General features: G+C 43.5%; 24 protein-coding genes and 1 pseudogene. 14 read left to right on the top strand and 11 right to left on the bottom strand.

All coding sequences use genetic code 11. The features are described from left to right. Positions 1-53: 53 nt before the first annotated feature. The 3 genes from ACFSVM_RS19475 to ACFSVM_RS19485 form a co-directional block, all read right to left on the bottom strand. Positions 54-278 carry a non-oxidative hydroxyarylic acid decarboxylases subunit D gene (locus ACFSVM_RS19475; protein ID WP_076315306.1) on the bottom strand — a complete coding sequence of 75 codons (225 nt, stop codon included), beginning with the start codon at positions 276-278 and terminating at the stop codon, positions 54-56. A gap of 53 nt (positions 279-331) precedes the next feature. Next, positions 332-1,756: a non-oxidative hydroxyarylic acid decarboxylases subunit C gene (locus ACFSVM_RS19480; RefSeq protein WP_076315307.1), complete on the bottom strand. Its 1,425-nt coding sequence runs from the start codon at positions 1,754-1,756 to the stop codon at positions 332-334. Positions 1,757-1,957: 201 nt separating this feature from the next. Next, positions 1,958-2,527, bottom strand: coding sequence for a non-oxidative hydroxyarylic acid decarboxylases subunit B (locus tag ACFSVM_RS19485; RefSeq protein ID WP_090727490.1), 570 nt, complete (start codon positions 2,525-2,527; stop codon positions 1,958-1,960). 131 nt (positions 2,528-2,658) lie between these two features. Between ACFSVM_RS19485 and ACFSVM_RS19490 the strand changes: the two genes are divergently transcribed. The 3 genes and pseudogenes from ACFSVM_RS19490 to ACFSVM_RS19500 all read left to right on the top strand — a co-directional run. Beyond that, a complete protein-coding gene (locus ACFSVM_RS19490) occupies positions 2,659-3,546 on the top strand; it encodes a LysR family transcriptional regulator (protein WP_076315308.1) in 888 nt (295 codons plus the stop codon). 218 nt (positions 3,547-3,764) lie between these two features. Further along, positions 3,765-4,211 carry an aminoacyl-tRNA deacylase gene (locus tag ACFSVM_RS19495; RefSeq protein ID WP_076315309.1) on the top strand — a complete coding sequence of 149 codons (447 nt, stop codon included), beginning with the start codon at positions 3,765-3,767 and terminating at the stop codon, positions 4,209-4,211. Positions 4,212-4,411: 200 nt separating this feature from the next. Then, positions 4,412-4,528 (top strand): annotated as a pseudogene (locus tag ACFSVM_RS19500) (IS30 family transposase); the annotation flags it as partial. Between the two features lie 336 nt (positions 4,529-4,864). Here the strand turns inward: ACFSVM_RS19500 and ACFSVM_RS19505 are convergent. Genes ACFSVM_RS19505 through ACFSVM_RS19515 form a run of 3 tightly spaced genes read right to left on the bottom strand, consistent with a single transcriptional unit; the run spans position 4,865 to position 6,627 of the window. Then, entirely contained in the window at positions 4,865-5,329 is a 465-nt protein-coding gene (locus ACFSVM_RS19505; protein ID WP_379263990.1) for a VOC family protein, read from the bottom strand. 23 nt (positions 5,330-5,352) lie between these two features. Continuing rightward, on the bottom strand, positions 5,353-5,985 hold the full coding sequence (locus ACFSVM_RS19510) for a nitroreductase family protein (RefSeq protein ID WP_379263992.1): 633 nt from the start codon (positions 5,983-5,985) through the stop codon (positions 5,353-5,355). A 60-nt stretch (positions 5,986-6,045) separates the two neighbouring features. Continuing rightward, the gene (locus ACFSVM_RS19515; protein ID WP_379263994.1) at positions 6,046-6,627 is read right to left on the bottom strand and encodes an NAD(P)H oxidoreductase; all 582 of its coding nucleotides are present in this window, start codon (positions 6,625-6,627) and stop codon (positions 6,046-6,048) included. 217 nt (positions 6,628-6,844) lie between these two features. Here ACFSVM_RS19515 and ACFSVM_RS19520 point away from each other — a divergent pair, with 217 nt between their 5' ends. The 4 genes from ACFSVM_RS19520 (at position 6,845) to ACFSVM_RS19535 (ending at position 9,819) form a co-directional block, all read left to right on the top strand. Next, positions 6,845-7,438, top strand: a complete 594-nt coding sequence (locus ACFSVM_RS19520; protein WP_379263996.1) for a TetR/AcrR family transcriptional regulator — start codon at positions 6,845-6,847, stop codon at positions 7,436-7,438. 337 nt (positions 7,439-7,775) lie between these two features. Continuing rightward, complete coding sequence (locus ACFSVM_RS19525; protein ID WP_379263998.1) at positions 7,776-8,450, top strand: hypothetical protein; 675 nt, start codon at positions 7,776-7,778, stop codon at positions 8,448-8,450. 156 nt (positions 8,451-8,606) lie between these two features. After that, positions 8,607-8,936, top strand: coding sequence for a PadR family transcriptional regulator (locus ACFSVM_RS19530; protein WP_047913666.1), 330 nt, complete (start codon positions 8,607-8,609; stop codon positions 8,934-8,936). A 16-nt stretch (positions 8,937-8,952) separates the two neighbouring features. Then, positions 8,953-9,819 (top strand): pentapeptide repeat-containing protein, encoded by an 867-nt coding sequence (locus tag ACFSVM_RS19535; protein ID WP_379264001.1) that lies wholly within the window; start codon positions 8,953-8,955, stop codon positions 9,817-9,819. A 160-nt stretch (positions 9,820-9,979) separates the two neighbouring features. Here the strand turns inward: ACFSVM_RS19535 and ACFSVM_RS19540 are convergent, their stop codons facing one another. Continuing rightward, complete coding sequence (locus ACFSVM_RS19540; RefSeq protein WP_379264003.1) at positions 9,980-11,020, bottom strand: NAD(P)-dependent alcohol dehydrogenase; 1,041 nt, start codon at positions 11,018-11,020, stop codon at positions 9,980-9,982. A gap of 301 nt (positions 11,021-11,321) precedes the next feature. Here ACFSVM_RS19540 and ACFSVM_RS19545 point away from each other — a divergent pair, with 301 nt between their 5' ends. From ACFSVM_RS19545 to ACFSVM_RS19565, 5 genes are all read left to right on the top strand, one after another. Then, positions 11,322-11,732 carry a MerR family transcriptional regulator gene (locus ACFSVM_RS19545; protein WP_379264005.1) on the top strand — a complete coding sequence of 137 codons (411 nt, stop codon included), beginning with the start codon at positions 11,322-11,324 and terminating at the stop codon, positions 11,730-11,732. A gap of 190 nt (positions 11,733-11,922) precedes the next feature. After that, a complete protein-coding gene (locus ACFSVM_RS19550) occupies positions 11,923-12,618 on the top strand; it encodes a response regulator transcription factor (protein ID WP_076315318.1) in 696 nt (231 codons plus the stop codon). Positions 12,619-12,620: 2 nt separating this feature from the next. Next, a complete protein-coding gene (locus ACFSVM_RS19555; RefSeq protein WP_379264008.1) occupies positions 12,621-13,556 on the top strand; it encodes a sensor histidine kinase in 936 nt (311 codons plus the stop codon). Between the two features lie 200 nt (positions 13,557-13,756). Then, positions 13,757-14,680 (top strand): ATP-binding cassette domain-containing protein, encoded by a 924-nt coding sequence (locus tag ACFSVM_RS19560; RefSeq protein ID WP_379264010.1) that lies wholly within the window; start codon positions 13,757-13,759, stop codon positions 14,678-14,680. Further along, a complete protein-coding gene (locus ACFSVM_RS19565) occupies positions 14,664-15,356 on the top strand; it encodes an ABC transporter permease (RefSeq protein ID WP_379264121.1) in 693 nt (230 codons plus the stop codon). Before ACFSVM_RS19560 ends, ACFSVM_RS19565 begins: the two co-directional genes overlap by 17 nt. A 58-nt stretch (positions 15,357-15,414) precedes the next feature. Here the strand turns inward: ACFSVM_RS19565 and ACFSVM_RS19570 are convergent, their stop codons facing one another. Beyond that, on the bottom strand, positions 15,415-16,302 hold the full coding sequence (locus ACFSVM_RS19570) for a spermine/spermidine synthase domain-containing protein (RefSeq protein WP_379264012.1): 888 nt from the start codon (positions 16,300-16,302) through the stop codon (positions 15,415-15,417). A gap of 82 nt (positions 16,303-16,384) precedes the next feature. Continuing rightward, positions 16,385-17,194 carry a helix-turn-helix domain-containing protein gene (locus ACFSVM_RS19575; RefSeq protein ID WP_076315323.1) on the bottom strand — a complete coding sequence of 270 codons (810 nt, stop codon included), beginning with the start codon at positions 17,192-17,194 and terminating at the stop codon, positions 16,385-16,387. A 251-nt stretch (positions 17,195-17,445) separates the two neighbouring features. Here ACFSVM_RS19575 and ACFSVM_RS19580 point away from each other — a divergent pair, with 251 nt between their 5' ends. Further along, positions 17,446-18,225: a sugar phosphate isomerase/epimerase family protein gene (locus tag ACFSVM_RS19580; protein ID WP_379264015.1), complete on the top strand. Its 780-nt coding sequence runs from the start codon at positions 17,446-17,448 to the stop codon at positions 18,223-18,225. A gap of 63 nt (positions 18,226-18,288) precedes the next feature. Then, complete coding sequence (locus ACFSVM_RS19585; protein ID WP_076315325.1) at positions 18,289-19,308, top strand: Gfo/Idh/MocA family protein; 1,020 nt, start codon at positions 18,289-18,291, stop codon at positions 19,306-19,308. A 65-nt stretch (positions 19,309-19,373) separates the two neighbouring features. Here ACFSVM_RS19585 and ACFSVM_RS19590 read toward each other — a convergent pair whose 3' ends face one another. Together ACFSVM_RS19590 and ACFSVM_RS19595 are read right to left on the bottom strand one after the other, a co-directional pair. Next, positions 19,374-20,816 carry an SLC13 family permease gene (locus ACFSVM_RS19590; protein WP_379264018.1) on the bottom strand — a complete coding sequence of 481 codons (1,443 nt, stop codon included), beginning with the start codon at positions 20,814-20,816 and terminating at the stop codon, positions 19,374-19,376. Beyond that, positions 20,816-21,994 carry a glycerate kinase family protein gene (locus tag ACFSVM_RS19595; RefSeq protein WP_379264020.1) on the bottom strand — a complete coding sequence of 393 codons (1,179 nt, stop codon included), beginning with the start codon at positions 21,992-21,994 and terminating at the stop codon, positions 20,816-20,818. Before ACFSVM_RS19595 ends, ACFSVM_RS19590 begins: the two co-directional genes overlap by 1 nt. Positions 21,995-22,245 lie beyond the last annotated feature (251 nt).

The raw sequence follows: 22,245 nt of genomic DNA on the forward strand, positions 1-22,245 counted from the left end.
CGAGAAATGGGTAATTCATAGGATGCTGCCACCCTATGAATTATTGTTGTATATTATTTTTTAAGTTCTGGAATCGGTGGAATTTGATCCAACTTCACAATGTTAGCTGGATCAATCTTAAATCTTTTATCATATTTTGCAGGATCAGTTATATTGTCAGGCTCCGTATTTCTCCATGAAAGTGTACATGTACCACAAATGTATATCTCCCAGGCATTATCTAGAGGAGCCTTTTTTAATAGACTAACTGTTTCAGATTCGCATCTTGGGCATTTCATGTCATTTCCTCCTAAGTAAGTATAAATCTAAAGTATGCTATGATTTGTAATATTTAGCTGCGCTGCTGTTTCGCAATTTCTCGAAGTAGTTCTGTCCATTCATCAGTTTTCACTGGAGTGGCTAACAGTTCCGTATCTCGTGCGAAATCTGGGGCAACAGGAGTGGTCGCATCGATAACTAGCTTCGTATGCATTCCAGCTGGTTCAGAGGAAGGGTCTAAAGGCATTCCTGGAGCAAATGGAATTTTAAATACGTCTTTATCGGGACGAACACGAGTTGTCAATGCCCACATCACTTGTTCTAGGTTAAACGGATCAACGAATTCATCTACGACAATTACAATTTTCGAGTACGGCATACCATGTGGTGTAGATAACAATCTCATTGCTACGGCTTTACCATATCCACCGAAACGTGATTTTGTAGAGACAATAACGCCAATTCCGTGAGTATACATGGCATTTACGGCTTGAACTTCCGGGAAATCACGTTTTAATTGCTTGTATATCGGTAAGCTTGTATTTAAAGCTACTAGATAATCCACTTCCGTCCAAGGCATACCCAAATACAAGTTCTCAAAAATAGGATTTTGACGGTGGGTTATTTTAGTGATTTTGACAACGGGTTGTTGACGAGAGCCTGAATAACTACCTGGGAATTCACCAAATGGTCCTTCAATTTCTCTCTCACGTGGAAGCACATACCCTTCTAACACGATTTCACTGCGTGCAGGAATGTCTAATCCACCTAACTCGCTTTTCGTAAGTTCTATCGGTTCGCCTTTTAAAGCACCGGCAAAATCATATTCTGATTGAGCATATTCAATTGGTGTACTTGCCATTAGATTTAAAACAGGGTCATTTCCAAGGCAAATAGCAATAGGCAGCGGCTCATTATTTTCCTCAGCATGTCTTAGGTGAACGGCCATGTCATGGAATGGAAGAGGCTGTATGCCAAGTTTGTCCTTACCTTTTACTTGAACGCGGTATGTGCCTGCGTTCTGTTCTTCATAACTATCCGGTTTATTAGGGTCCTTACTAACGATGAGTGCTTTTGACAGGTAAAAGCCAGCATCGAATTCGTTAATGCGGTATAAAGGCAACACTTCAAATAGATCAATATCATCTTCAATAATCACTTCTTTGACCGGAGCGTCTTTTCGATCAACCCAGACTGGCTTGATTGGGTATCGATCCCATGTTTTTTCCAGTTCAAAAAACTGTTCTTTAACAGGAGTATCTTTTGGCAGATTAAGCATTAAAGCGTGGTTTTGCCAAGAACCGTGCACATTAAGTACTACTGGAGTTTTATAACCTTTAACGTTCTCAACAATAACTGCCGGTGCACTTTCCAAACTAGTTGCAGAGCGGCCAATTGCGCTCAAGTCAGGTTCAGGCATCACCGGTTCTTTAATTCGGATAAGCTGATTTTCCGATTCTAGCAAACTAAGAAATTCCCTTAAATCTTTGTACGCCATAGAGCGTTCCTCCTAATACTGAATTTTCTTGATGCAAGAACAACTATACAACTGATTTTTATATATTGAAAATATCTATTAAATATTTATTACATACTTTTAAAATATTAAATTTTGATTTTGTAAATAGCAGATCAATATAAAAGCCGCTACTTCTATTGGAAAGCGGCCTAAAAATAACCATTTTCTAATTATTTCAAACTATTGTTTTTTGGTTAATCCATTCCAACGTTTGGCTGCTGGTAGATGAATACCGAATTGATCCAAGGTACGATATACAATGTGATCAACAATATCTTCAAGGGTTTCTGGATGATTATAGAAGGCAGGCATAGGAGGAAAAATGATGACGCCCATTTGAGATAAATAAAGCATGTTTTCCAGATGAATGTTATTTAAAGGAGTTTCTCGAGTCATAAGAAGCAGTTTTTTACGTTCTTTAAGAATGACATCGGCAGATCGAGTCACAAGATTATCTGCTAACCCCATGCGAATGGAGGCGAGTGATTTCATGCTGCATGGGGCTATAATCATGCCGTCGACTTGAAATGAACCACTTGAAATTTTTGCGCCCAAATCCTTGTTTGAATATACATAATCGGCTAAAGCTTCTACATCCTTCAACGTATAAGATGTTTCTGTCTGAAGGGTAGCCCCAGCCCAAGTGGAGATGACGAGGTGAGTTTCTATTCCAGCTTGCTTCAACACTTGCAGTAAGCGTATTCCATAAATGGATCCAGTTGCACCGGTCATGCCTACGATAATTTTCAAAATGATCTACTCCTTAAAGGGTCATATTTCTAATACTTCTTCTAGTAAGGGATTATACGCCCACATTTTTAATATTGAAAATATCTATAAAATATTTATATAATACTTTTATCGTATAAGGGAGGGGACATATGGATATCCGACAACTTCGCTATCTAATTGCAATTGCAGAAGAAGGAAGTATAACAAAAGCTGCTCAGGCCCTGCACATGGCACAACCTCCATTAAGCAAGCAACTACAGTTGATGGAGGAAGAGCTAGGCGTCACTTTATTTGAGCGCAACAAGAAGAGAAAAGTAACATTAACGCCCCAAGGTGAGTTGTTTCTCAAGAAAGCTAAAAATGTCGTACAAACAATGGAAGAAGCAGTTGTTGAAGTTAAAGAGTATGGGGAAGAAGTTAGCGGAACACTATCAATAGGTTTAACTATCTATGATGCAGCATTGATGATGTCTATATTGAAGCAATTCCGTAATGAATACCCTCAAGTCAGATTCAGTATCTGGGAAGGAAATGCTACATTTTTGATCGATTGTTTGGATAATCGCCAAATTGATATAGCGATAGCGTATGGTCATTTTGCAAAGGAACAATATCAAACAAGATACATTGATAGAAACGAATGTGTTTTTATTGTTCCAAAAGATTTTAAATTTAAAGCTGATACTGTAGATGTTGCGCTTATTTCCACCATACCATTGATTCTTTTTGGTCCAGTAGAAGGGAACAGCTTATATCAACAAATCATTCAAGAATTTAAGCAATTAAAGTTGCAACCCAATATACTATGCGAATGCCATGATTCCTCAATGCTACTAAGTTTAGTTAAGTCCGGATTTGGGGCTACGATCTTGCCACTATCCATGGTCCAAACTCAGTTGACAGGGGATTTTGACATTATTAAGATTGAAAACAATCCTTGGGCTACTGAACCTAGCTTAATTTGGAGGACAAACGGCTATTTGTCTGCTGCAGCTAGAAGATTTATAGACTACTTTGAAGAAACAATTCTACAATGACAATTCAAGGACAAGAACTTAGTTCGATGTCGAGGGACAAGAACATAGTCCGATTACCTATTAAATAAATATCTAACTGAATTTACAGCTATTTCATTAAGCTAACGGGCAGGTTAACGGAATAAATAGTAATTGCAGAAAAAAGGCAAAAAAGTCTTTCTGACGAATTTATACGTAGACCAGCTAGATTAAATATAGAGAAGGAGACGGAAAGAAGTATGGATAAATTAATATCGCTATTAAAGAATCAGCACGTTGATTATGAAGTCGTTGAACATAATATTCCGATTAACACAGCACAGCAAGGTGCTAATTATTTTGGTATTGATATTGGCCAAACTGCCCCGACACTAATATTCAAAACAGATAAAGGCTACTATGCTCTGATCATTTCTGGTGATTACGGACGAATCGATCTTATTGCTTTGCAGGAGAAATTTCAACTTCAAGAGATCAAATTTGCGAAGCCTAATGAAGTAGAACAAGTAACTGGAAGTAAGATTGGAAGTGTATCGTTAATAAACCCGGATATCCCAACATTCATGGATAGAGAGTTATTTCGATTTAATTATGTTTATGGAGGTACAGGGGTTCCACAAACGACATTGAAGATCAATCCGAAGGATATTGAGAAATTAAATCATATCGCTGGATACATAAGATAGGGCAAACTTCTTAACTCTTTCGTTGCGCTAAAACCAGCTAATAGCTTGTCAAGATTACCAGTAAAGTGAACTTAAGTCATGTGATATAGTAAAAATAAGCATGACAATTAACCCTCCAATTCCTTTTTGGAAGGTTATACCTATATGAAATAGTTAGACAGTGCGGAAAGATTTTTTACTTTTCAGGATGACATAAAGCCATATCTGAAAAAGAACTAGAACATGCTCTCCATCTCATTAACAACTGACCAAGAAAATGTTTAGGATGGAAGACGGCTGACGAATCTTTTGAGAATGAAGTGTCGCACTTGGATTGACAACATCTATAAAAAGCATTTATTAATGGCAATGAGTGATATTAAAGGAAGATATGGAGGCGTGCTTGAGATGGAGGCGGTGAAATCCAGTTGCAATTTTTATTTTCCTGCTGAAAAATAATGGTTACAAACTTTACTTCCGCGTTGATTATAAAAAAATGTATTCTCTCCCGAATATCAAGCTTGTGGTCTAACTGACATGCCTAAGCCATTGACGGTCGACATATCTCCACTTATGAATATTAGAAACCATTGTTTTTGTGGGACCGATTTAAGGAATAAAAAGAAACCTTAGCGATATAACCGTCGGCTAAGGTTTTGGCAGCTAATTACCTCTTACTCTTTCTGATGTTCGAGAAGTTCAATGAGCAGCTTCAGCTTGGAGGACGTATCCATATAAGCATAGATGTATTGTCCAGCGGCATCTTCCCCTTTTTGCAGAACAGGCATGTGCTCACGCTCCATCAGGAGGATCTTCTCTTGCATTCCTTCAACGAAAAAGGCGATATGATGAAAGCCTTCGCCATGACGGTCCAAGGATTCACGCCAAGTGGACGGATGATCGTCCGGCTCGATGAGCTCCAACTGAATCGATCCCATATCCAAGAACGCAAGCTTGGCACGTCCCTCGGTCGGCTTCCCTCTGAACTCCGTAAGTGTAATTCCAAACTCATCTGACCAGAACCAACCGCGATTATCGATGCCGAAGAAATCGGCATACGCTTGACTCGCTGATTCAATATCATTGACGAGCAACGCTATTTGCGCAACGGCAGTTGTGCCTAACATGCTTTTAGTCATGCTAAATGTCTCCTTCGTTACCGTCAGAACCTTTCGTTAATCACGATTTGATCCGCTGAAAAACGGTTCGTAGCGTACGCAGGTTGTTCCGCATATCCCATTGCCACCATAACGACAGGAATATAGCGTTCTGGGATATTTAGTTCTTCTCTAAGTGCATCCGCGCTGAAGCCACCCATAGGGCATGTGTCAATCCCGTGAGCTTTTGCTGCCAGCATGAGCTGCATCGCTGCAAAAGAAGCATTTCGTATGGCATCGTGTACGCCGGCGGTTGCGGCATTCTCGTAATAATTGTTGATATCATTCACCATATTGTTCACGACGTCTTCCGTCATAGCCCCCGACCGAACCATTTCGTCATATACAGCTTCCGCATTTTTATTCGCCTCCGTGTCACCCAAGACAATAATGACGGCTGAAGAGTCTGCCACTTGCTGTTGATTGTAGGCTGCGGGCAAGATGCGGTTCTTGTTTTCCTGATTCTGAATCACGACAAATTTCCAGTGCTGAAGATTCCATGCCGATGGTGCTGAACCCGCGGCTTCTATGATGGTTTTTAAGGTAGCTGGTGGAATCTCCACACCCGGTTGATACTTTCTTACGCTCCCGCGTTCTTTCATCACTTGAATAACACTATGCTCCACAGCGTTTACCATAACCGTTACACCTCATCATTTTATTATATTTAAATAGTTTTAATCCGACGAAACATCCCGTTAAGCTGGTTTCAGACAGTATTCCAAGCCTAACCGGTAAGCTTGCTGCAGCAAACCTTGACGATACTCTGAATTCTCATTCAAGGTATCGTACAGGATTTCGACTCTGGAGTCCGGAATGCCCGAATAGCTGGCGATCCCTACATTCAGATGCTGGCTGAGCATCTTGTCGTACTGTCTTTTCTCAAAATGTTCCGGCGGAGCTCCTGCAAGACCGAGCCATAAAACTTGCCGATGATGCAACTGATTCGCTCCGTATGCAAAACCGTTATTCCAAACCCGATCGATATACCCCTTGAGCATGGCCGGCATGCTATACCACCAGATCGGAAAGATATACGCGAGCGCATCATGCTTCCTCATTCGTTCCATTTCCGCTTCCACTTCGGGCGAATAGATTTTGCGGCTGTCCGACCAAACTGGTTCGTCGGCTTCCCCTAATACCGGGTCAAACCCGTGCCGGTGCAGATCTAGCACCTCCGATTCATGCCCGGCGTCCTTCAATCCTTGAACGAAGCGCTCCGCGACAGCAAAAGTCAAAGAACTTGTTCTCGGGTGGCATACAACCGATAAGATCCTCATCGTGAAATGAACCTCCTTTCTTAGGATGTGTGCAGAGATGCTAACCCGTAACAAGCTAGTTATACTCATTACTTTACCTATGGTAAGTTATAATTTTACAAAGGTCAAGTTAAAATTACCAAATAATCAATTCAACTTGACTAATTGTTCATTTAAACCTTATGATCATGGAGATTATGACTCACACATTTATAAAAATACTGGAGGTATTGAGCGTATGGGGGAGATTCGTAATGCCGAACGTACGCGAAACAATATATTCGCTGCGGCACGTAAAGAATTTTTCGAAAAAGGATATACAGGAGCTCGTTTGGAGGCCATAGCGGCGGGCGCCGGCGTGAAAAAGCAATTGCTTTATCACTACTTCAAAGGTAAAGAAGACCTGTTTGAGGCCATGTTAGAACAAATTCCGGATAAAGAACCGGAGTGGGCTTCCATGAATCCTACCGATCCTGTTCATATTGCGGAACACCGGTTTAAAGTCAATACCCAGCTTAGGATGGATTTTTTAAGATTTACCACCTGGGAAGCTCTCGAGAAACAGCCCGAACAGCCTAACCGCAAGAAAAAGAGAGAGGCCGCGCTTCAATCCTATGTGGACGATATGAAAGCCAAGAAGGAGGCCGGTCTGGTTCCCAAAGATCTGGATCCCGTCATGCTGACGCTAGCTCTTATTTCTCTATCCAACTATCCTCTGATCTTAGGCGATGTTACTAGAATGGTTACCGGGACCGAATCTACCGACCCGCAATTTCAAGAGGATTGGGCGAACTTCCTTACGCAGCTTAGCGCACGAATTTTTAGGGAATAGATCCGTTTTTAACGTCTCACTGACACAAACGAATGTGAACAAGCCTTGATGACGACCGCTGTTCAAAATATGAGAAAGATTGCCCTACACTTGGCCAAGCAGGCTATTTGAGGGCGATCTTTACGATTTAGTCTATCAATTCAATCATTCTCCATCACTTGAAGGAGTATTTAACTAAAAACTCTCACAAGAAGCTTTTTTCTCTTCAGTCTGGGACACAACCTTAAGGTTGTGTCTTTTATATGCTTAGCGTGTCCAGAGGCACGCATCTCCAAGGTGGTGAAAGTCCGGTCGCGGGAGGGGGCATGGTGTTCATTCAGAATGAAAGGGGTATTTCATGAATATTACGAAGTATATTGAAGAAATTCTAGTTGATAGATTTGCTCAATTTGGATTTAAATATGAGAAATCGGATTTTAATTGGACTTTTATAAGAGAGATTGGTGGGGTAAAGGAATACATCGAAATTGAAAAAAGTGAGTGGTACAAAAATGCAATAAGATGTGAGTACCGAAAGGGCACTTCTTCTAGAAATACGATTGCCTTTCTGAGAGATCGGATAGAACAAGTCCATGTTTATTCAGATGAAACGACTCTAAGAGAAGAATTAGAATCTATAGTAGAGGTAACAGAAAAATTTGCTATGGATTGGTTTGAAACCATAAAGGTTGGGGTTAAAAGTTCTCCAGATAATTTTCTAGGAAGTGAGTGGAATATTACAATACAGTCTTTTATAAGTGAAAATAATATTGACTTGAACAATCCCCAATCAATATTGACTTTAGACAATTTACTAAAAAAGGAGATATCGAGAGAGGATATATATTCAGCTAGCTACTGTTTTGGGAAGATTATAAGACATCATCTCGGGGGAGAATGGGATGTTCATTCAGAAGATGGACCTTTTATAAAGAATATCGCAGGCTCAAAAGAAATGACTCTCAAACCATATAATCTGGTGATGAAGACAATGGTGGCTCCTAATGAGTTAAGTTTAATGTATTTTTTTTAAATTTTTAAAAATGCAGCTAATGAAATGAATTAAATCAATATAATTGGAGAAATATCTATCTGAACAATTAGAGCAAGCGTCATGTTTATCTTTATATCCCTATTACCTTTACAGTCACAGTAGTTTAAACTATCATGAAATGGTGGGGGTGCTGAGATGAGCAACAATAAAATTACCTCCGACCTGCTGCGCGGACATACCGATACGATGATATTACGCTTATTATCCGAGGCTGATCGTTACGGATACGAAATCGTCAAATTAATTGCAGAACGTTCAGGCGGAGAATATGAACTAAAGGAAGCGACGATGTACTCCAGTGTTAGGCGGCTTGAGGCAGATGGCGATATTGAATGGTACTGGGGTGATGAATCGCAAGGTGGAAGACGGAAATATTTTAGAATCACCGATAAGGGCAGAGAAACGTATCATCGTAATATAGAAAACTGGGAATATGCGAAGCGAGTTCTTAAGGACTTATTATGAGGAGCTGATCGATCCTATGGATGAGAAGTTGGTCAATTATTTAAATGCCGTGTTCGCACCGTATGATGGGGTCAAGAGCGTGGAGGAACTGAAGAATGATCTGCTCCATGATCTGAATGACCGGTATCGGGAACTCCAAGAGCAGGGCAAGGACGAGCAAACGGCCTTCGAGATGACGATCGATAGTATCGGTGACATCGAACAAACGGTACAGGAGGTAGCAAGCCTGTCACGCACGCTGGAGAGGCAGGTGCTCACGAACTTCAGTGCGAGTAATTTATCCAAGAGCGACTTTGCTGACGTTAAGGTACATAAAGGAAAATTTGCGTCGAGTGCACTGCAGGGATCTGACTTCTCCAACGCGGATTTGACGGGAAGCACGTTCTCGAGCAGCGATGTACGGGATGCTAATTTTGATGGAGCGAACCTGACGGACTGTAACTTTTCATCACTTGATCTATCCAATGCGAGCTTTAATCAATCCGTTTTGGTACGGACCAATTTCAGCGTTTCCAGCTTGAATGGTGTGAGGTTTGTCGGGGCAAGATTGACGGACGTTAAGCTCATCACAACCGATCTTAGAAAGACGACATTTGAGAATTGCATCTTCGTTGGGGTGGATTTCAAAAATTCAGATCTCACCGGACTTTGCTTTGACGGACAGAGCTTTACCGGTGTCCGATTTGAGAAGTGTGCTTTAGCGGGTGCTTCATTTAAAGAAGCGATCTTCCGAGATGTTTCCTTCCAGCCCGGATTTACGTTGACTAAGAAATATTACCGTATGATGAAGACGATATGCTTCGACAATGCGGTGATGGATAAATTGACATATGCAGCACTCAAAGGTATGGATGTGGACCTATCCAATGTCATCGTTAGATAAGCCTTATAAAATAAAGCAGGCAAGCAGCCGAATTAAGCAATAGTCGATCAGCTGTACAAAATAAATCAATAAGCCGACCTACTTCATCGTAGGCCGGCCCTTTTTAATTCCGTTCGAGCGACAAAGAGCCCTGATTAGATAAGATGCTCATTCTTGCCACTTACATTGTGCTGGTATCTATAACGAATCTGTACTTCACATCAGAAGCGAGGACCCGCTTGTATGCTTCGTCAATCTGATCAGCCGATATGACCTCAATCTTCGGAGCAATATTATGCTCTGCACAGAAATCGAGCATTTCCTGTGTTTCACGGATGCCGCCAATCATGGAGCCTGCGAAGGAACGGCGATGCCCAATGAGAGACATGACATTAAGGGACAGCGGCTCTCCAGGCGCACCGACGTTCACCAATGTTCCGTCAAGGGTGAGCAGTGAGAAATAAGCATCCATATTCAAGCTAGCGCTTACCGTATTAATAATTAAATCAAAGGTTCCCGCCAGTTTCTTGAATGTCTCCGGATCACTTGTAGCATAGTAGCTGTCTGCGCCAAGCTGCAAACCATCGTCCTTCTTCTTCAGAGATTGGGAAAGGACGGTGACTTCAGCACCCATCGCATGTGCAATTTGAACCGCCATATGACCAAGACCACCCATGCCAACCACAGCGACTTTCTTGCCAGGAGCGGCTTCCCAGCGGCGAAGCGGCGAATAAGTGGTAATCCCAGCACAGAGTAGTGGAGCCGCTGCGTCAAGCTCAATGTTGTCCGGAATCCGGACGACAAATCCTTCCGTAACGACAATATGGGTAGAATATCCTCCTTGTGTAGGTTCACCATACTTGTCCACACCCGCGTAGGTAGGAATATTCCCTTGGAGACAGTATTGCTCTTCTCCTTTACGACAGTTCACACACTCCCCGCAGGAGTCAACCATACAGCCCACGCCTACCCGGTCCCCAACTTTATATTTGGTCACTTCGGAGCCTACATCGGCTACGATGCCTGCAATTTCATGTCCAGGTACAAGAGGGTAGTTCACTTCGCCCCATTCACCGTGTGCAGTATGGATATCAGAATGGCAAATGCCCGCGTATTTAATTTCAATCAGGATATCATGGGTATCGAGATCCCGTCTTTTTATCTCAGCTGCTCGGAAGGATTGGTCTGGACCATCTACTGCTCGTGCTTTAGCCGTTATCATAAATATAACCTCCTAGAGTTTAATTTTTATTTTCAAGAGACAGGCGGTATCCAAGGAGAAGGGAAGCTTGCTTGTTTAATGATATCTTTAATTCATACCCTGCCTTAGAAACCTCTCTTGCATGTCCATGTTAAATGTTATAGTTAACTCTAAGTCAAGCCACAAAGATCAATTGTTCATCTAATTCGTTCCTAAGTCGCAGGACTTGCTTTGACAGCATCTCTATTCCTTGATAGAATTTTATATACTTAGAGTTAACTCGAAGTCTATGTTTAAGAGAATGGGAGAGTAGAGGATTCGCATGAAGACATATACGATTAGTGAAGTTGCCAAAGAATTGAACCTTACCCCCTACACGTTACGTTATTACGACAAGGAGGGGCTTTTGCCTTTTGTAGAACGTACAGCCGGTGGAAAAAGATTGTTTAAGGAATCAGACATGGAATCATTAAAAATTATTGAATGTCTCAAATCTACCGGGATGCCGATTAAAGAAATTAAAAGCTTTATTGATTGGTGCTCGGATGGAGATGCCACATTACAGCAGAGACACGATATGTTTATCGAACGGAAAGCCACGGTAGAAGCACAGATGGAAGAATTGAAGAGGACAATGGAAGTGATTGAACATAAATGCATGTATTACAAGACCGCACTCGCTGCCGGGACAGAAGACATTCATAAGAACAAGAAAATGGTGATTACACAGTAACCCAAGAAACCACCTGAGATGAATTGTGCCCTCAATGTCAGCTTTGTCTAACTTAGGGGATACTTCGATCCAGGTGGTTTTGGTCTCTAAACTCGGAAATAGACAGGAACTAGCGGGGGATGCATAGAAATAAAGCAAGAAACAAGATAACTCCAATAGTGTTCTAGTTCAATGGAATGGATGTGTTCGGATGCAGAAGCGAATCCTGCTGGTAGAGGATGACGTGGAAATCAATCAATTAATCGCAAGTGCGCTTGAACAGGAGAACTATAAAGTAGACACCGCCTTTGATGGAGAAGAGGCGCTGGCACTTTTTCATTCTACAGAACCGGATTTGCTCCTGCTTGATTTAATGCTCCCTAAGCTGAACGGAATGGAGCTGCTTCGAGCGGTAAGAGAGACCAGTACCATCCCTGTGCTGATCATCTCGGCCAAAGGAAGTGATCTGGACAAGGCGCTCGGTCTCGGATTCGGTGCAGATGATTACATTAGCAAGCCATTTTCGATGATCGAATTAACGGCTAGAGTCAATGCCGCAATTCGCAGATCAACGCAGTATCTTCCAACAGACATGAGTTCCCTTCCATCCATGCTCCATTACAAGGAGCTCTCTCTCGATCTTCATTCTTTTACTGTACAGCTGCAGAATAGCACCGTCCAGCTGACCTCCAAGGAATTTCAAATATTGAAGCTGCTGATGAAGAATCAGAGCCGAGTGTTTACGAAGGAGCAGATGTACAATCTGATCTGGGAAGACGAGTATTATGGCAATGAGAATGTCATTAACGTTCATATTAGAAGACTTCGCGAGAAGATTGAAGAGAATCCTTCCGAGCCTAAGTATATTCGTACCATATGGGGCATCGGTTATAAGCTGGGGGAGTAACCATGGTGAACTTCCTACTTGTCATTATTATCCTATTAATTGTTGTCATCGTGATTCAATATATGTCCCGAAAGAGATCGAAGGCAGCTGTGTCCGACATCAGCACAAAAATGGATGAAATTATCCGGCTGGAGACGGCTGAAAAGGTACTGCTTCCTACCGGAGAACAGGAGCTGCAGCAGCTGCTGGTCCAGATCAATCGTCTGCTCGATCATAACCAGAAGTTAAGCGCCGATTATATCAAGGCCAAAGACAGCTTACGCAAGCTGATTGCCAATATGTCCCATGATCTGAAGACACCGCTCACCGTGATATTGGGATATGTAGAGAAATTAAGATATGCGGATCACCTAACAGACGAAGACAGGCACGTCCTGATGGGACGGCTTCATGATAAGGTGTGGAGTCTGACAGGGCTTCTGAATCAATTCTTCGATCTGGTTAAGCTGGAATCTGACGACTACGTGATTCCTCTGAGCAAAATTTCACTCAATGAAATATGTAAGAAGAACATTCTGGATTTTTACGAGCTGCTCCTGGAGAAGAAGCTTCAAGTTGAGGTGGCCATCCCGGAACGTCCATTATATATTTTGGGCAATGAGGATGCTTTGAACCGGGTCATCAGCAATTTAATCTCGAATTCAATCCGGTATGGAAGTGATGGAGGGGTCTTTGGCTTAACACTGCAAGAGCAGGATGGCATAGTGATCCTGGAGGTGTGGGATAAGGGCAAGGGAATCGACGAGCACGATCAGGCCAAGGTGTTTGAACGGCTGTATACGCTCGATGATGCTAGAAATCCACAGTTTCAAGGAAGCGGGCTCGGACTTAGTATATCCAAACGTTTGACCGAAGCGATGAAGGGGACCATTCATTTGAACAGCAGGCCGTATGAGAGAACAAGCTTCACTTGTCACTTTAAACATATTACATATTGATCTGGATCAGAGGAGAGGTGTTCAACGAGGAGCAGCTCTTTTTTGATTGATGTACAAGAGACGTTCACTTTCCTTCATTGAACGACTCGTTTTTTTTTGAAACTTAAGAAACATGTAAGGAATGGGAAAGAAAAAAGCAAATGTGACTGACTATGATAGAAGTAAGAAGAGAAACGCAGAAATAGAGGAGGAAAGAGAAGATGGATTATGTTGTTATGACGGAACAGTTAACGAAACATTCTCGTGGCCGGCAGCTTGTATCAGGTGTGAACCTTCACATCCGAAGAGGTGAAATATACGGCTTTCTCGGACAAAACGGAGCAGGTAAAACAACGATCATGAAGATGCTGACCGGCATTATGCGACCTACCTCAGGTGAGATTATGTTATTTGGCAAAAAACTGACTTCGTCAGAGAAATCTGGACTGAAGCGGGTAGGAAGCATTATCGAGTACCCGATCTTCTTCGAGCACTTGACGGCGATGGACAATTTGCAGCTTCACTGTGAATACTTGGGCTTTTACGACAAAAAAGCAATACTGCAGGCGATCGATATGGTGCATCTAAATGGGCAGGAAGGAAAAATGGTCAGTGAATATTCGCTGGGGATGAAGCAGCGCCTGGGCATTGCAAGAGCAATGATCACCAAGCCGGAGCTCATTATTCTCGATGAGCCTACGAACGGACTTGACCCCATTGGGATTAAGGATATGAGGGATTTGATCCGCATGCTGAATAAGGAATATGGAATATCCTTTCTCCTGTCCAGTCATATTCTAGGGGAGATTGAGCAGGTAGCAGATCGGATTGGCGTTATCAAGGATGGGAAGTTAGTTAATGAGGTGAATCTTGAAGACATTCGAAAGATGCAAACCAATTATATTGAAATTACGACGAAGGATGTGGACACGGCTGCCTTTTTGCTGGAGCATAAGCTCCAAATTAACAACATGAAGATAATGAATGACCGTCAGATCCGAATCTATGATCAGCAGATCGCCCAAAGTGAGATTTCCAAAATGCTGATTCTGCATGACGTGGACATTGAGGCGATTCAGAAGCATCGTCATTCCCTGGAAGACTACTTTTATGGGCAAATTCATGGAGGTGGCAAAGTTGGTTAAGCTCATGGCACTCGAATGGAAGAAGCTGAAGCACAAGATGGTGATCAGTGAGGTAGTCATCTATACGTTAGTGATCATGTTTATGCCGATGATATTTATAAGAACGCTGCCTGAATTTGGGCAGAGCTATGAAACCGTAATTACACTCATGATGTCGATTCAAATGGGGTTTATTCTGTTCGGAGCTTCACTCATTAATCAGGTAGTCATTGAGGAATACAAATATAAGACGATGTCTCTATCCTATGGTTACCCCATAAGCCGGAGAAAGCTAATGCTGGCTAAGGTTCTGTTTATCGCGGCTTTCGTGTTTGTCTGCACATTCGTGTCTTGTATCTTGTCTGGAGCAGCGACCTTCCTGCTCAATCAGAGCTTCCACTTTATTGACGGACAGCTCAGCTTATCGGATATTGCAGCCTATTTCAGTCGAAGTCTGATCCAATCGATTATTATCACCTTGGCTAGTCTCATTCCATTTTTTATCTTCGGTGTTTGGCTGAGAGCCACCATTCCCGCGGTTCTATGCGCCATATTTCTGATGCAATTTCAAAATTTCGGATTCCTGCTGGATATGGATCTTCATACAGATCTAGTGAACATCGTGTTATGTCTGCTCGGCTTGGGAAGTGTATATTTGGCGATTGCAACCGTAGATACCCGTATAGGGGAGATCTAACCGGCATTATAGATCAATAGCGATGATCTTCCAAATTGAAGATGATCGCTATTTTTCATCACAGGTAACATAATATGGATTTTTCAATCCAATAGGAGAACACCGTTTCTGGGCTATGCTGCTCATAACTCTTCATCCGCAAGTAGAGCTCCGCTCCATCGGACACATCATGCCATAAATCCGTAAAGACATAATCATATGCACCGGAGGACAGCTCGCGCTCCGCATACTCGAATGCATCCGCTTGAATGATGTAAATCTTATGTCCTTGAGCAAACTGAGGCAGAATATGCTTCTTGAACAGTCTAATGACATGCTCATTCGCTTCGACGATGGTGACGCTGCTCACGTTATCTTTTATGGATACCATATAAGCGTAATAGCCGAGACCAAGACCGAAGGTCAGCACATGGCCAAAGGCCGCTTCAACCGGCTCCTTCATCGTTTCGATCTCATTCGGCGTAATGGTCATCCAGATCCGGTCATTTTCGAGAACGGCAGGGAACCTGAATTCCTCATCGAAAAAGCCGATCTGCGGCAGCTGCCTTCCCTCCTCCGTACGAATGATGTCATTGCATACAAAGCCTTCATAAGGCTTGTATCGCTCATATTTTAACCGGCTGTTCCCGATCTGGACGTTAGGGATCTCAATATTCTTATAGTAGGGATTATTGTCGTATTCGCTCACATCCAGCTTATGCGTCATGCGCGTAAAATACTGGTCAAACAGCTCTTTATGATAAGCATGCTCGTTAATATCAAGTCCGAACGCTCCTGCCAAAATCACGTTAAAGGCATATACTTCAGTAACACCATACGCCGTAATTTCCTGAATCTCCTCTGTAGTGATAAGATCCGGTGCTTGATTCAGATAATGGCTGAGCAAGGCAAAGACGGTTCGGTTATCCTCTTCAATTTGAGCCCTCGTTTCTTTATCTCGTTTCATATGCGCTCCTCTTCAAATGGAATTCATTAATTTATTTATCGAATGAGTATTTCATCTTCTAAGTCATTCATCTACAGAATAGTTAAAGCGGTGAATCAACGATTTGGTTACGGTACTCTACAGGGGATAGGCCGAAATGGGCGCGGAATACCCGGTGAAAATAAGAATAGCTGGCAAAGCCGCATATTTCGGCAATATGCTCCAGCGTCATCTCGTTGCTGTATTTAATTTGTTCCACGGCTGCCTTCAGCCGGATCTCAATAGCGTATTGAATCATGGTTTTTCCATAATGCGCTTTGAATAAACGAACGGCACTCGATAGACTGAGACCCGCGTAGCTTGCTGCTTCCTCCAGCTTGAAGGTGGTTGTTGCATGCTCCTCGATGAATCGCCTTAGCTTTAGCGTAGAGGTTCCTTTGAGTCCAGTCTGTACATTCTCAGAGATCGCTCTGTCGATGTATAGGCATAAGCCGCGAAGCAGGACATCCTCCAGCTCCGTGTTCTCCTCTAATGAACCCCGTCGTCTTTCTAGGAGCAGATTGCGCCATAGTCCGATAAGCTTCTCATCCAGGCCAACCTGGCTGACCGCAGGACGGGATCTTCTTCTGTGCCACCAGTCATCAATCCAGGGTCCCTGGCAGAACAGATAATAGTCTCCGCTGGATAAACGACCTTCGTTTGCCGGCTCTTCTACGACAAGATGATAGTCATCTCCCGGCTTCAGCAGCAGAAGGTCACCAGTGGTGAGCGTGTGCTCTTGACCCAGTGAATACACTTTGCAGCTTCCTTCCGTTTGCAGCCGAAAGAGATAGTGGGGCAATCCGCTTTTTGTATTTTGAATGAATGGCTTGTAATGGTAGGAATAATCACATAGGAGCAGGGTCGTATCCACTGGAATTCTATGCCTCCTGTCAAAATAATGAGCAAATAGTTCATGTTATGATCATATTGGATATGTTCATTTTAGCCCAATTCGACTTACAATGTAACTAGTTCGATTCAAACGGATGACGGTGACCCGGATTTACGAAAGGGTTTTAGTAAACATCCTTGGTTGGATGCGAACCATTCTAAAACTTAGCGATTTAGTGCATATGCAGATGTTTAAGTTAGTTATCCTACTACAGAAAGAGGTAATAGATCATGAGAAAGATCAATATCGGGCTACAGCTGTACACTCTTCGTGAAGAAACCGCAGCAGATTTCAAAGGAACACTTAAGAAAGTAGCTGACCTTGGATACGAAGGTGTTGAATTTGCCGGTTATGGTGACATTCCTGCAGAAGAAATGAAAGCGCTTTTGGACGATCTCGGTCTTAAGGGCTTCAGCAGTCATGTGTCCCTTCATGCGATGCGTGCTGACCTGCAGAAGGAGATTGATTATCTCAAAACCATCGGTGCTGAGTATATGATATGCCCATTCCTCATGCCGGAGGACCGCCCGGAAACGGCGGAAGGCTGGACAGCATTGTTCACTGAGCTTGAGCAGATTGGTAAAGAGGCTCGTAAGCAAGGCTTGATCTTCGGATATCATAATCATGATTTCGAATTCCATGGCACGGTTGGAGACAGCAATGCCTTTGATGCCATGTTCGCCGAGACTTCCCCTGAGGCGGTTCAAGTTGAGATGGACGTATGCTGGGTACAATTCGCAGGTCAAGATCCAATCGAGTACATTGGTAAATATACAGACCGCCTGCCATTGCTGCATCTGAAGGATTTCTCCAAGGACGAGCAGGGTCAAATGAAGACTCTTGAGCTGGGACAAGGCTCTGTTAATCTGCCAGCTGTTATTGAAGCAGCGGATCAAGCAGGAGTAGAGTGGCTGATTGTAGAACAGGATGTATGTCAGAACCCACCGCTTCAGAGCATTGAGAACAGCTACAATTGGGTAAAAGAGAACTATCTTAGTAAATTGAGCTAATTGCTCCATTCTGTCTTTTCAATCAACTACTAAACTTACTAAATTCACTAAAGGAGATCCAACATGACAAAAATCAAAGTTGCCGTATTCGGCTGTGGTGCTATTGCTGAGCGTAGACATATTCCAGAGTATGCTGCGAATGAACAAGTAGAGCTCGTTGCATTTGCAGATCCGATTATTGAGCGTGCAGAGAAAATGGCAGAGACTTACGGCGGTAAAGGCTATGCGAGCTATGAAGAGCTGCTTGCAAATGAAGAAGTGGATGCGGTAAGCGTCTGCACACCGAACTATCTGCATGCTTCTATGGCGATTGCAGCAGCTAATGCTGGCAAACATGTGCTTGTCGAGAAACCGATGGCTTGCACAGCTGAAGAAGGCGAGCAAATGATTGAAGCGGCGAAGAAGAATGGTGTGTTCCTGATGGTAGGACACAACCAGCGTCTCATGCCGCCTCACGTGAAGGCCAAGGAACTGCTTGAGTCCGGTAAGCTTGGTAAAGTCCTTACTTTCCGTACTTCTTTTGGTCATCCAGGTCCGGAAGCATGGAGTGTAGACGGTGCTGGCAGCTGGTTCTTCCGTAAGGAAGAAGCAATTATGGGCGCGATGGGCGACCTGGGCGTACACAAATCAGACTTTATTCGTTACCTGTTGAACGATGAGGTATCCGAAGTTGCCGGCTTTATCAGCACATTGCATAAGGAAGGCACGGAAGTGGACGACAACGCTACCTGTATCCTGCGTATGAAGAGCGGAGCAGTGGGCACATTGGTAGCCAGCTGGACCCAGTACAAGGGCGGGGACAACAGTACCGTATTGTGGTGCGAGAACGGCGTGATGAAGATCGGAACAGTTAACGGTGATGAGGTTATTGTTGAACTGACCAATGGTACGGTTGAGACGTACAAAGTTGGTGCCATGGCTACGAATGAAAAACAAGTACCAAGTGGTGTTATCGATGCCTTTGTTGAATCCATCGTTACCAATACACCGCCTTCTATCTCTGGAGAAGAAGGACTGAAATCTCTGAATGTCATTCTTGCAGCGTTTGAATCGCAGAAGACAGGTCAGATTATCAAGCTGTAACTGAATTAATGTAGTAATCTAAGACTCCTGCAGTTAAACCTGCAGGAGTTTTTTTTACTGCTATATCAGAGACTCAGTCCAGTCCACTGCCAATACGTAAAGTAAAACAGCATCATGATCAGAATATAGATCGGCATGAGGAACAGACTGATTCTCAAGAGCTGACGAGCATCGTAGGAAGCTTCATTTTCCTCGTAAAATAAGAGGAGTGCCTTCGAGCTTACAGGAAAGGTAACGCAGTAGTTCAGACCAACGAGACTTAGAAAAACCGTCGCTGCCGGATTCAGCCCCATACTCTCACTAAACAGCAGCAAGCTGGGAATGAAGACGATCGCACGTGTCGTATGAGATGTAATGTACAAGTGACTTGTGACAGTGATCAGGAGGATCATAAGAACGATGAGCCACTCTGGAGCTTCTGCAAACAGATGGAGAGAGTTCATCATCCGGTGCTCAAGCCAGGTAATAACTCCGGTATCCATTAGGACATGTCCGAGTGCAGTGGCGCAAGCAACAAACAATATCAAGCTTAAGGAGACGGATTTCATTCCTTCCTTCCAGCCTATAACTCCGTATTTTGGCATCATAACGAACAAGGCGCCAGCCATTGTAACAAAGGCGATATCGAAGCCGTGAATGCTCTCCGTTATCCAGCCGATGATTAAGAGGGGAATGAGGATCAGCATCTTTTTTTCTTGATCATTTAAAGGCGGCACCGCTTTGTCATGAGCCTGAGCCTGCTGACTTGGATTCTCTTCTTGAATGATATCCTTCGGCCACAGAACCCACTCAATAATACACACCGTACAGGCTGTAATGACAAGGGTAAATGGAACTCCCCAGACAAACCACTGAGTGTAGGATATCGACTGACCTGTGGTGCTCTCCAGCAAACCGATTCCAATGAGATGAGAGCCTGCTCCAATCAGCGTAGCGGAGGTGCTCATTAATATAACAACAGGTGCCAGGATAGTGAGTACTTTTTGTTCAATCTTAGAAAAGGGGCCTCCCAGCTGCTGAAGAATCGGCAGGGATAGCGCTGCTCTTCCTGACGTCGAAGGTATGAAGAACGCAGTGGCTGCAAGGAGGGAGCTTAATCCGTACAGAACAGCGGACTTATTTCTGGATCGTTTCAATAAAACGTTAGTCCATCTTGCCGTAATACCTGAGTCCTTCGCTGCTGCGCCAATAATAAAGGAGCCGACCATGAGCCACACGACTTCTTCTGCAAGTGAATGGTACAGTAATTCGGGTTCAGCTGCATTTAATAAAATGATAAACATGGTATGAGACAGGGCGATAAATCCAGCAGGTATCTTGGTCGTGATCCATAGGATCATGGCAGACAAGAAGGTGAATAGAGCAGCCTTTCCTTCGTAACCCAGGTCGTTCATAAACAGGAGGAGAATCAGCATAATCAGGTGTGTAATACAGACGACAAATGACTTAGGTGTTGCTTGGATCAAGGCGATCGTGCTCGTGAGCTTACGCTCTATAATAGAAATCATCACCCGCCTCGTTCACGATATTTTTTGTGGGCAATCCCTAAGCCAATCGTAACCTGTCTTAGTACACACTCTGTGCTGTCCTCGATCCATTTTGGTGCTTTTCTCATGGCCTCTTCCATCGATACAGGTCTTGGAATAATGCTGCTGTAGGCGTCTATTCCCGCCTGATAATTAAGGGACGCTCCCTTGCCGATCGTCCCGGTGAGGGCGATAACGGGAATGTTATTCTTCTTGGCGATTCGGGCTACTTCGGAAGGGATCTTACCATTTGGCGTTTGGAAATCAAGACTGCCTTCTGCCGTCAGCACGACATCTGCATGTGCAATTTTTTCTTCGATCTGGATATAGTCCTTGATAATACTGAATCTGGGGTGAAGTCGTGCACCCGTAAATGCAAGCAGTCCTGCCCCTAATCCTCCTGAGGCGCCTCCACCGGGAATTTGACGAACATCCGTCTCTACAGCTTCTTGAATGAGACAAGCATAATGCTCAAGAGCAGCGGATAGGATATCGATCTGTTCAGGAGTCGCGCCTTTCTGAGGTCCGAACACCCGGGCAACGCCCTGATCTCCGCACAGGATATTATTCCAATTACAGGCGACATCGATTGATACGTCATGAATTCTAGCATCCAGGGCAGAGGTGGATATCGAGCTTACCTTTAACAAGTCTTCTCCGCCATGAACATGGATCACTTCACCCGCTTTATCCAAGAACTGTACACCGAGTGCCTCGGCCATACCCGCTCCTCCATCTGAGGTACCCGAGTCTCCGCAGCCTATGAGGATATGGTCCACGTTCAGATCGAGTGCGCCACGGATTAGCTCACCTACACCATACGTCGTCGTCTTCAAGGGATTGCGCTGTGTACGTGGAACCAGCCGTAACCCGCAGACTGCAGCCATCTCTATGACAGCTGTCCGTTTGCCGTTTTGCTCATATACCCCAAAATAGCTGTCGATCCGCTCACCTACAGGACCGGTTACATTTTGCGTTATTAGTTCCCCTCCTTTCAGATTGACAATTGTTTTTGCAAAACCTTCACCTCCATCAATCATAGGGATTACGTCCATTTGAATCGAAGGGTCGAATCGCTTAACTCCGCGCTTCATGGCGCTCGCGACCTCTTCGGCATCAAGACACTCCTTAAAGCCCGACGGTACAATGACAATTTTCATTTGTAATTCCTCCAATGAAGAACATTTTTGTACTTCAGGATTTATGTAAAATCCTTGTTAAATAATGTACATTTCGTAAATGAGAGAACCATGAGAGGAGCATTAGAAATGAGATAGAAAAGGGAAGTAAGATGAGAAGAGGGTCATTACAACTGCTGATTACCATCATTTTATTTTGCCGAAGATCGGGTTAGAGTTTGGTATACTAAGTATTTGGGAACAAAAAAAGAACCGAAGAAAATCTCTTCGGT

The sequence above is a fragment of the Paenibacillus shunpengii genome (genome assembly GCF_042684905.1).
Lineage (GTDB): Bacteria > Bacillota > Bacilli > Paenibacillales > Paenibacillaceae > Paenibacillus > Paenibacillus shunpengii.

Excerpts from the sequence above, each read along its gene's own strand:
- ACFSVM_RS19475 (WP_076315306.1), bottom strand. The coding sequence starts at position 278 with ATGAAATGCCCAAGATGCGAATCTGAAACAGTTAGTCTATTAAAAAAG.
- ACFSVM_RS19480 (WP_076315307.1), bottom strand. The coding sequence starts at position 1,756 with ATGGCGTACAAAGATTTAAGGGAATTTCTTAGTTTGCTAGAATCGGAA.
- ACFSVM_RS19490 (WP_076315308.1), top strand. The coding sequence starts at position 2,659 with ATGGATATCCGACAACTTCGCTATCTAATTGCAATTGCAGAAGAAGGA.
- ACFSVM_RS19495 (WP_076315309.1), top strand. The coding sequence starts at position 3,765 with ATGGATAAATTAATATCGCTATTAAAGAATCAGCACGTTGATTATGAA.
- ACFSVM_RS19505 (WP_379263990.1), bottom strand. The coding sequence starts at position 5,329 with ATGACTAAAAGCATGTTAGGCACAACTGCCGTTGCGCAAATAGCGTTG.
- ACFSVM_RS19510 (WP_379263992.1), bottom strand. The coding sequence starts at position 5,985 with ATGGTAAACGCTGTGGAGCATAGTGTTATTCAAGTGATGAAAGAACGC.
- ACFSVM_RS19515 (WP_379263994.1), bottom strand. The coding sequence starts at position 6,627 with ATGAGGATCTTATCGGTTGTATGCCACCCGAGAACAAGTTCTTTGACT.
- ACFSVM_RS19520 (WP_379263996.1), top strand. The coding sequence starts at position 6,845 with ATGGGGGAGATTCGTAATGCCGAACGTACGCGAAACAATATATTCGCT.
- ACFSVM_RS19525 (WP_379263998.1), top strand. The coding sequence starts at position 7,776 with ATGAATATTACGAAGTATATTGAAGAAATTCTAGTTGATAGATTTGCT.
- ACFSVM_RS19530 (WP_047913666.1), top strand. The coding sequence starts at position 8,607 with ATGAGCAACAATAAAATTACCTCCGACCTGCTGCGCGGACATACCGAT.
- ACFSVM_RS19535 (WP_379264001.1), top strand. The coding sequence starts at position 8,953 with ATGGATGAGAAGTTGGTCAATTATTTAAATGCCGTGTTCGCACCGTAT.
- ACFSVM_RS19540 (WP_379264003.1), bottom strand. The coding sequence starts at position 11,020 with ATGATAACGGCTAAAGCACGAGCAGTAGATGGTCCAGACCAATCCTTC.
- ACFSVM_RS19545 (WP_379264005.1), top strand. The coding sequence starts at position 11,322 with ATGAAGACATATACGATTAGTGAAGTTGCCAAAGAATTGAACCTTACC.
- ACFSVM_RS19550 (WP_076315318.1), top strand. The coding sequence starts at position 11,923 with ATGCAGAAGCGAATCCTGCTGGTAGAGGATGACGTGGAAATCAATCAA.
- ACFSVM_RS19555 (WP_379264008.1), top strand. The coding sequence starts at position 12,621 with ATGGTGAACTTCCTACTTGTCATTATTATCCTATTAATTGTTGTCATC.
- ACFSVM_RS19560 (WP_379264010.1), top strand. The coding sequence starts at position 13,757 with ATGGATTATGTTGTTATGACGGAACAGTTAACGAAACATTCTCGTGGC.
- ACFSVM_RS19570 (WP_379264012.1), bottom strand. The coding sequence starts at position 16,302 with ATGAAACGAGATAAAGAAACGAGGGCTCAAATTGAAGAGGATAACCGA.
- ACFSVM_RS19580 (WP_379264015.1), top strand. The coding sequence starts at position 17,446 with ATGAGAAAGATCAATATCGGGCTACAGCTGTACACTCTTCGTGAAGAA.
- ACFSVM_RS19585 (WP_076315325.1), top strand. The coding sequence starts at position 18,289 with ATGACAAAAATCAAAGTTGCCGTATTCGGCTGTGGTGCTATTGCTGAG.
- ACFSVM_RS19590 (WP_379264018.1), bottom strand. The coding sequence starts at position 20,816 with ATGATTTCTATTATAGAGCGTAAGCTCACGAGCACGATCGCCTTGATC.
- ACFSVM_RS19595 (WP_379264020.1), bottom strand. The coding sequence starts at position 21,994 with ATGAAAATTGTCATTGTACCGTCGGGCTTTAAGGAGTGTCTTGATGCC.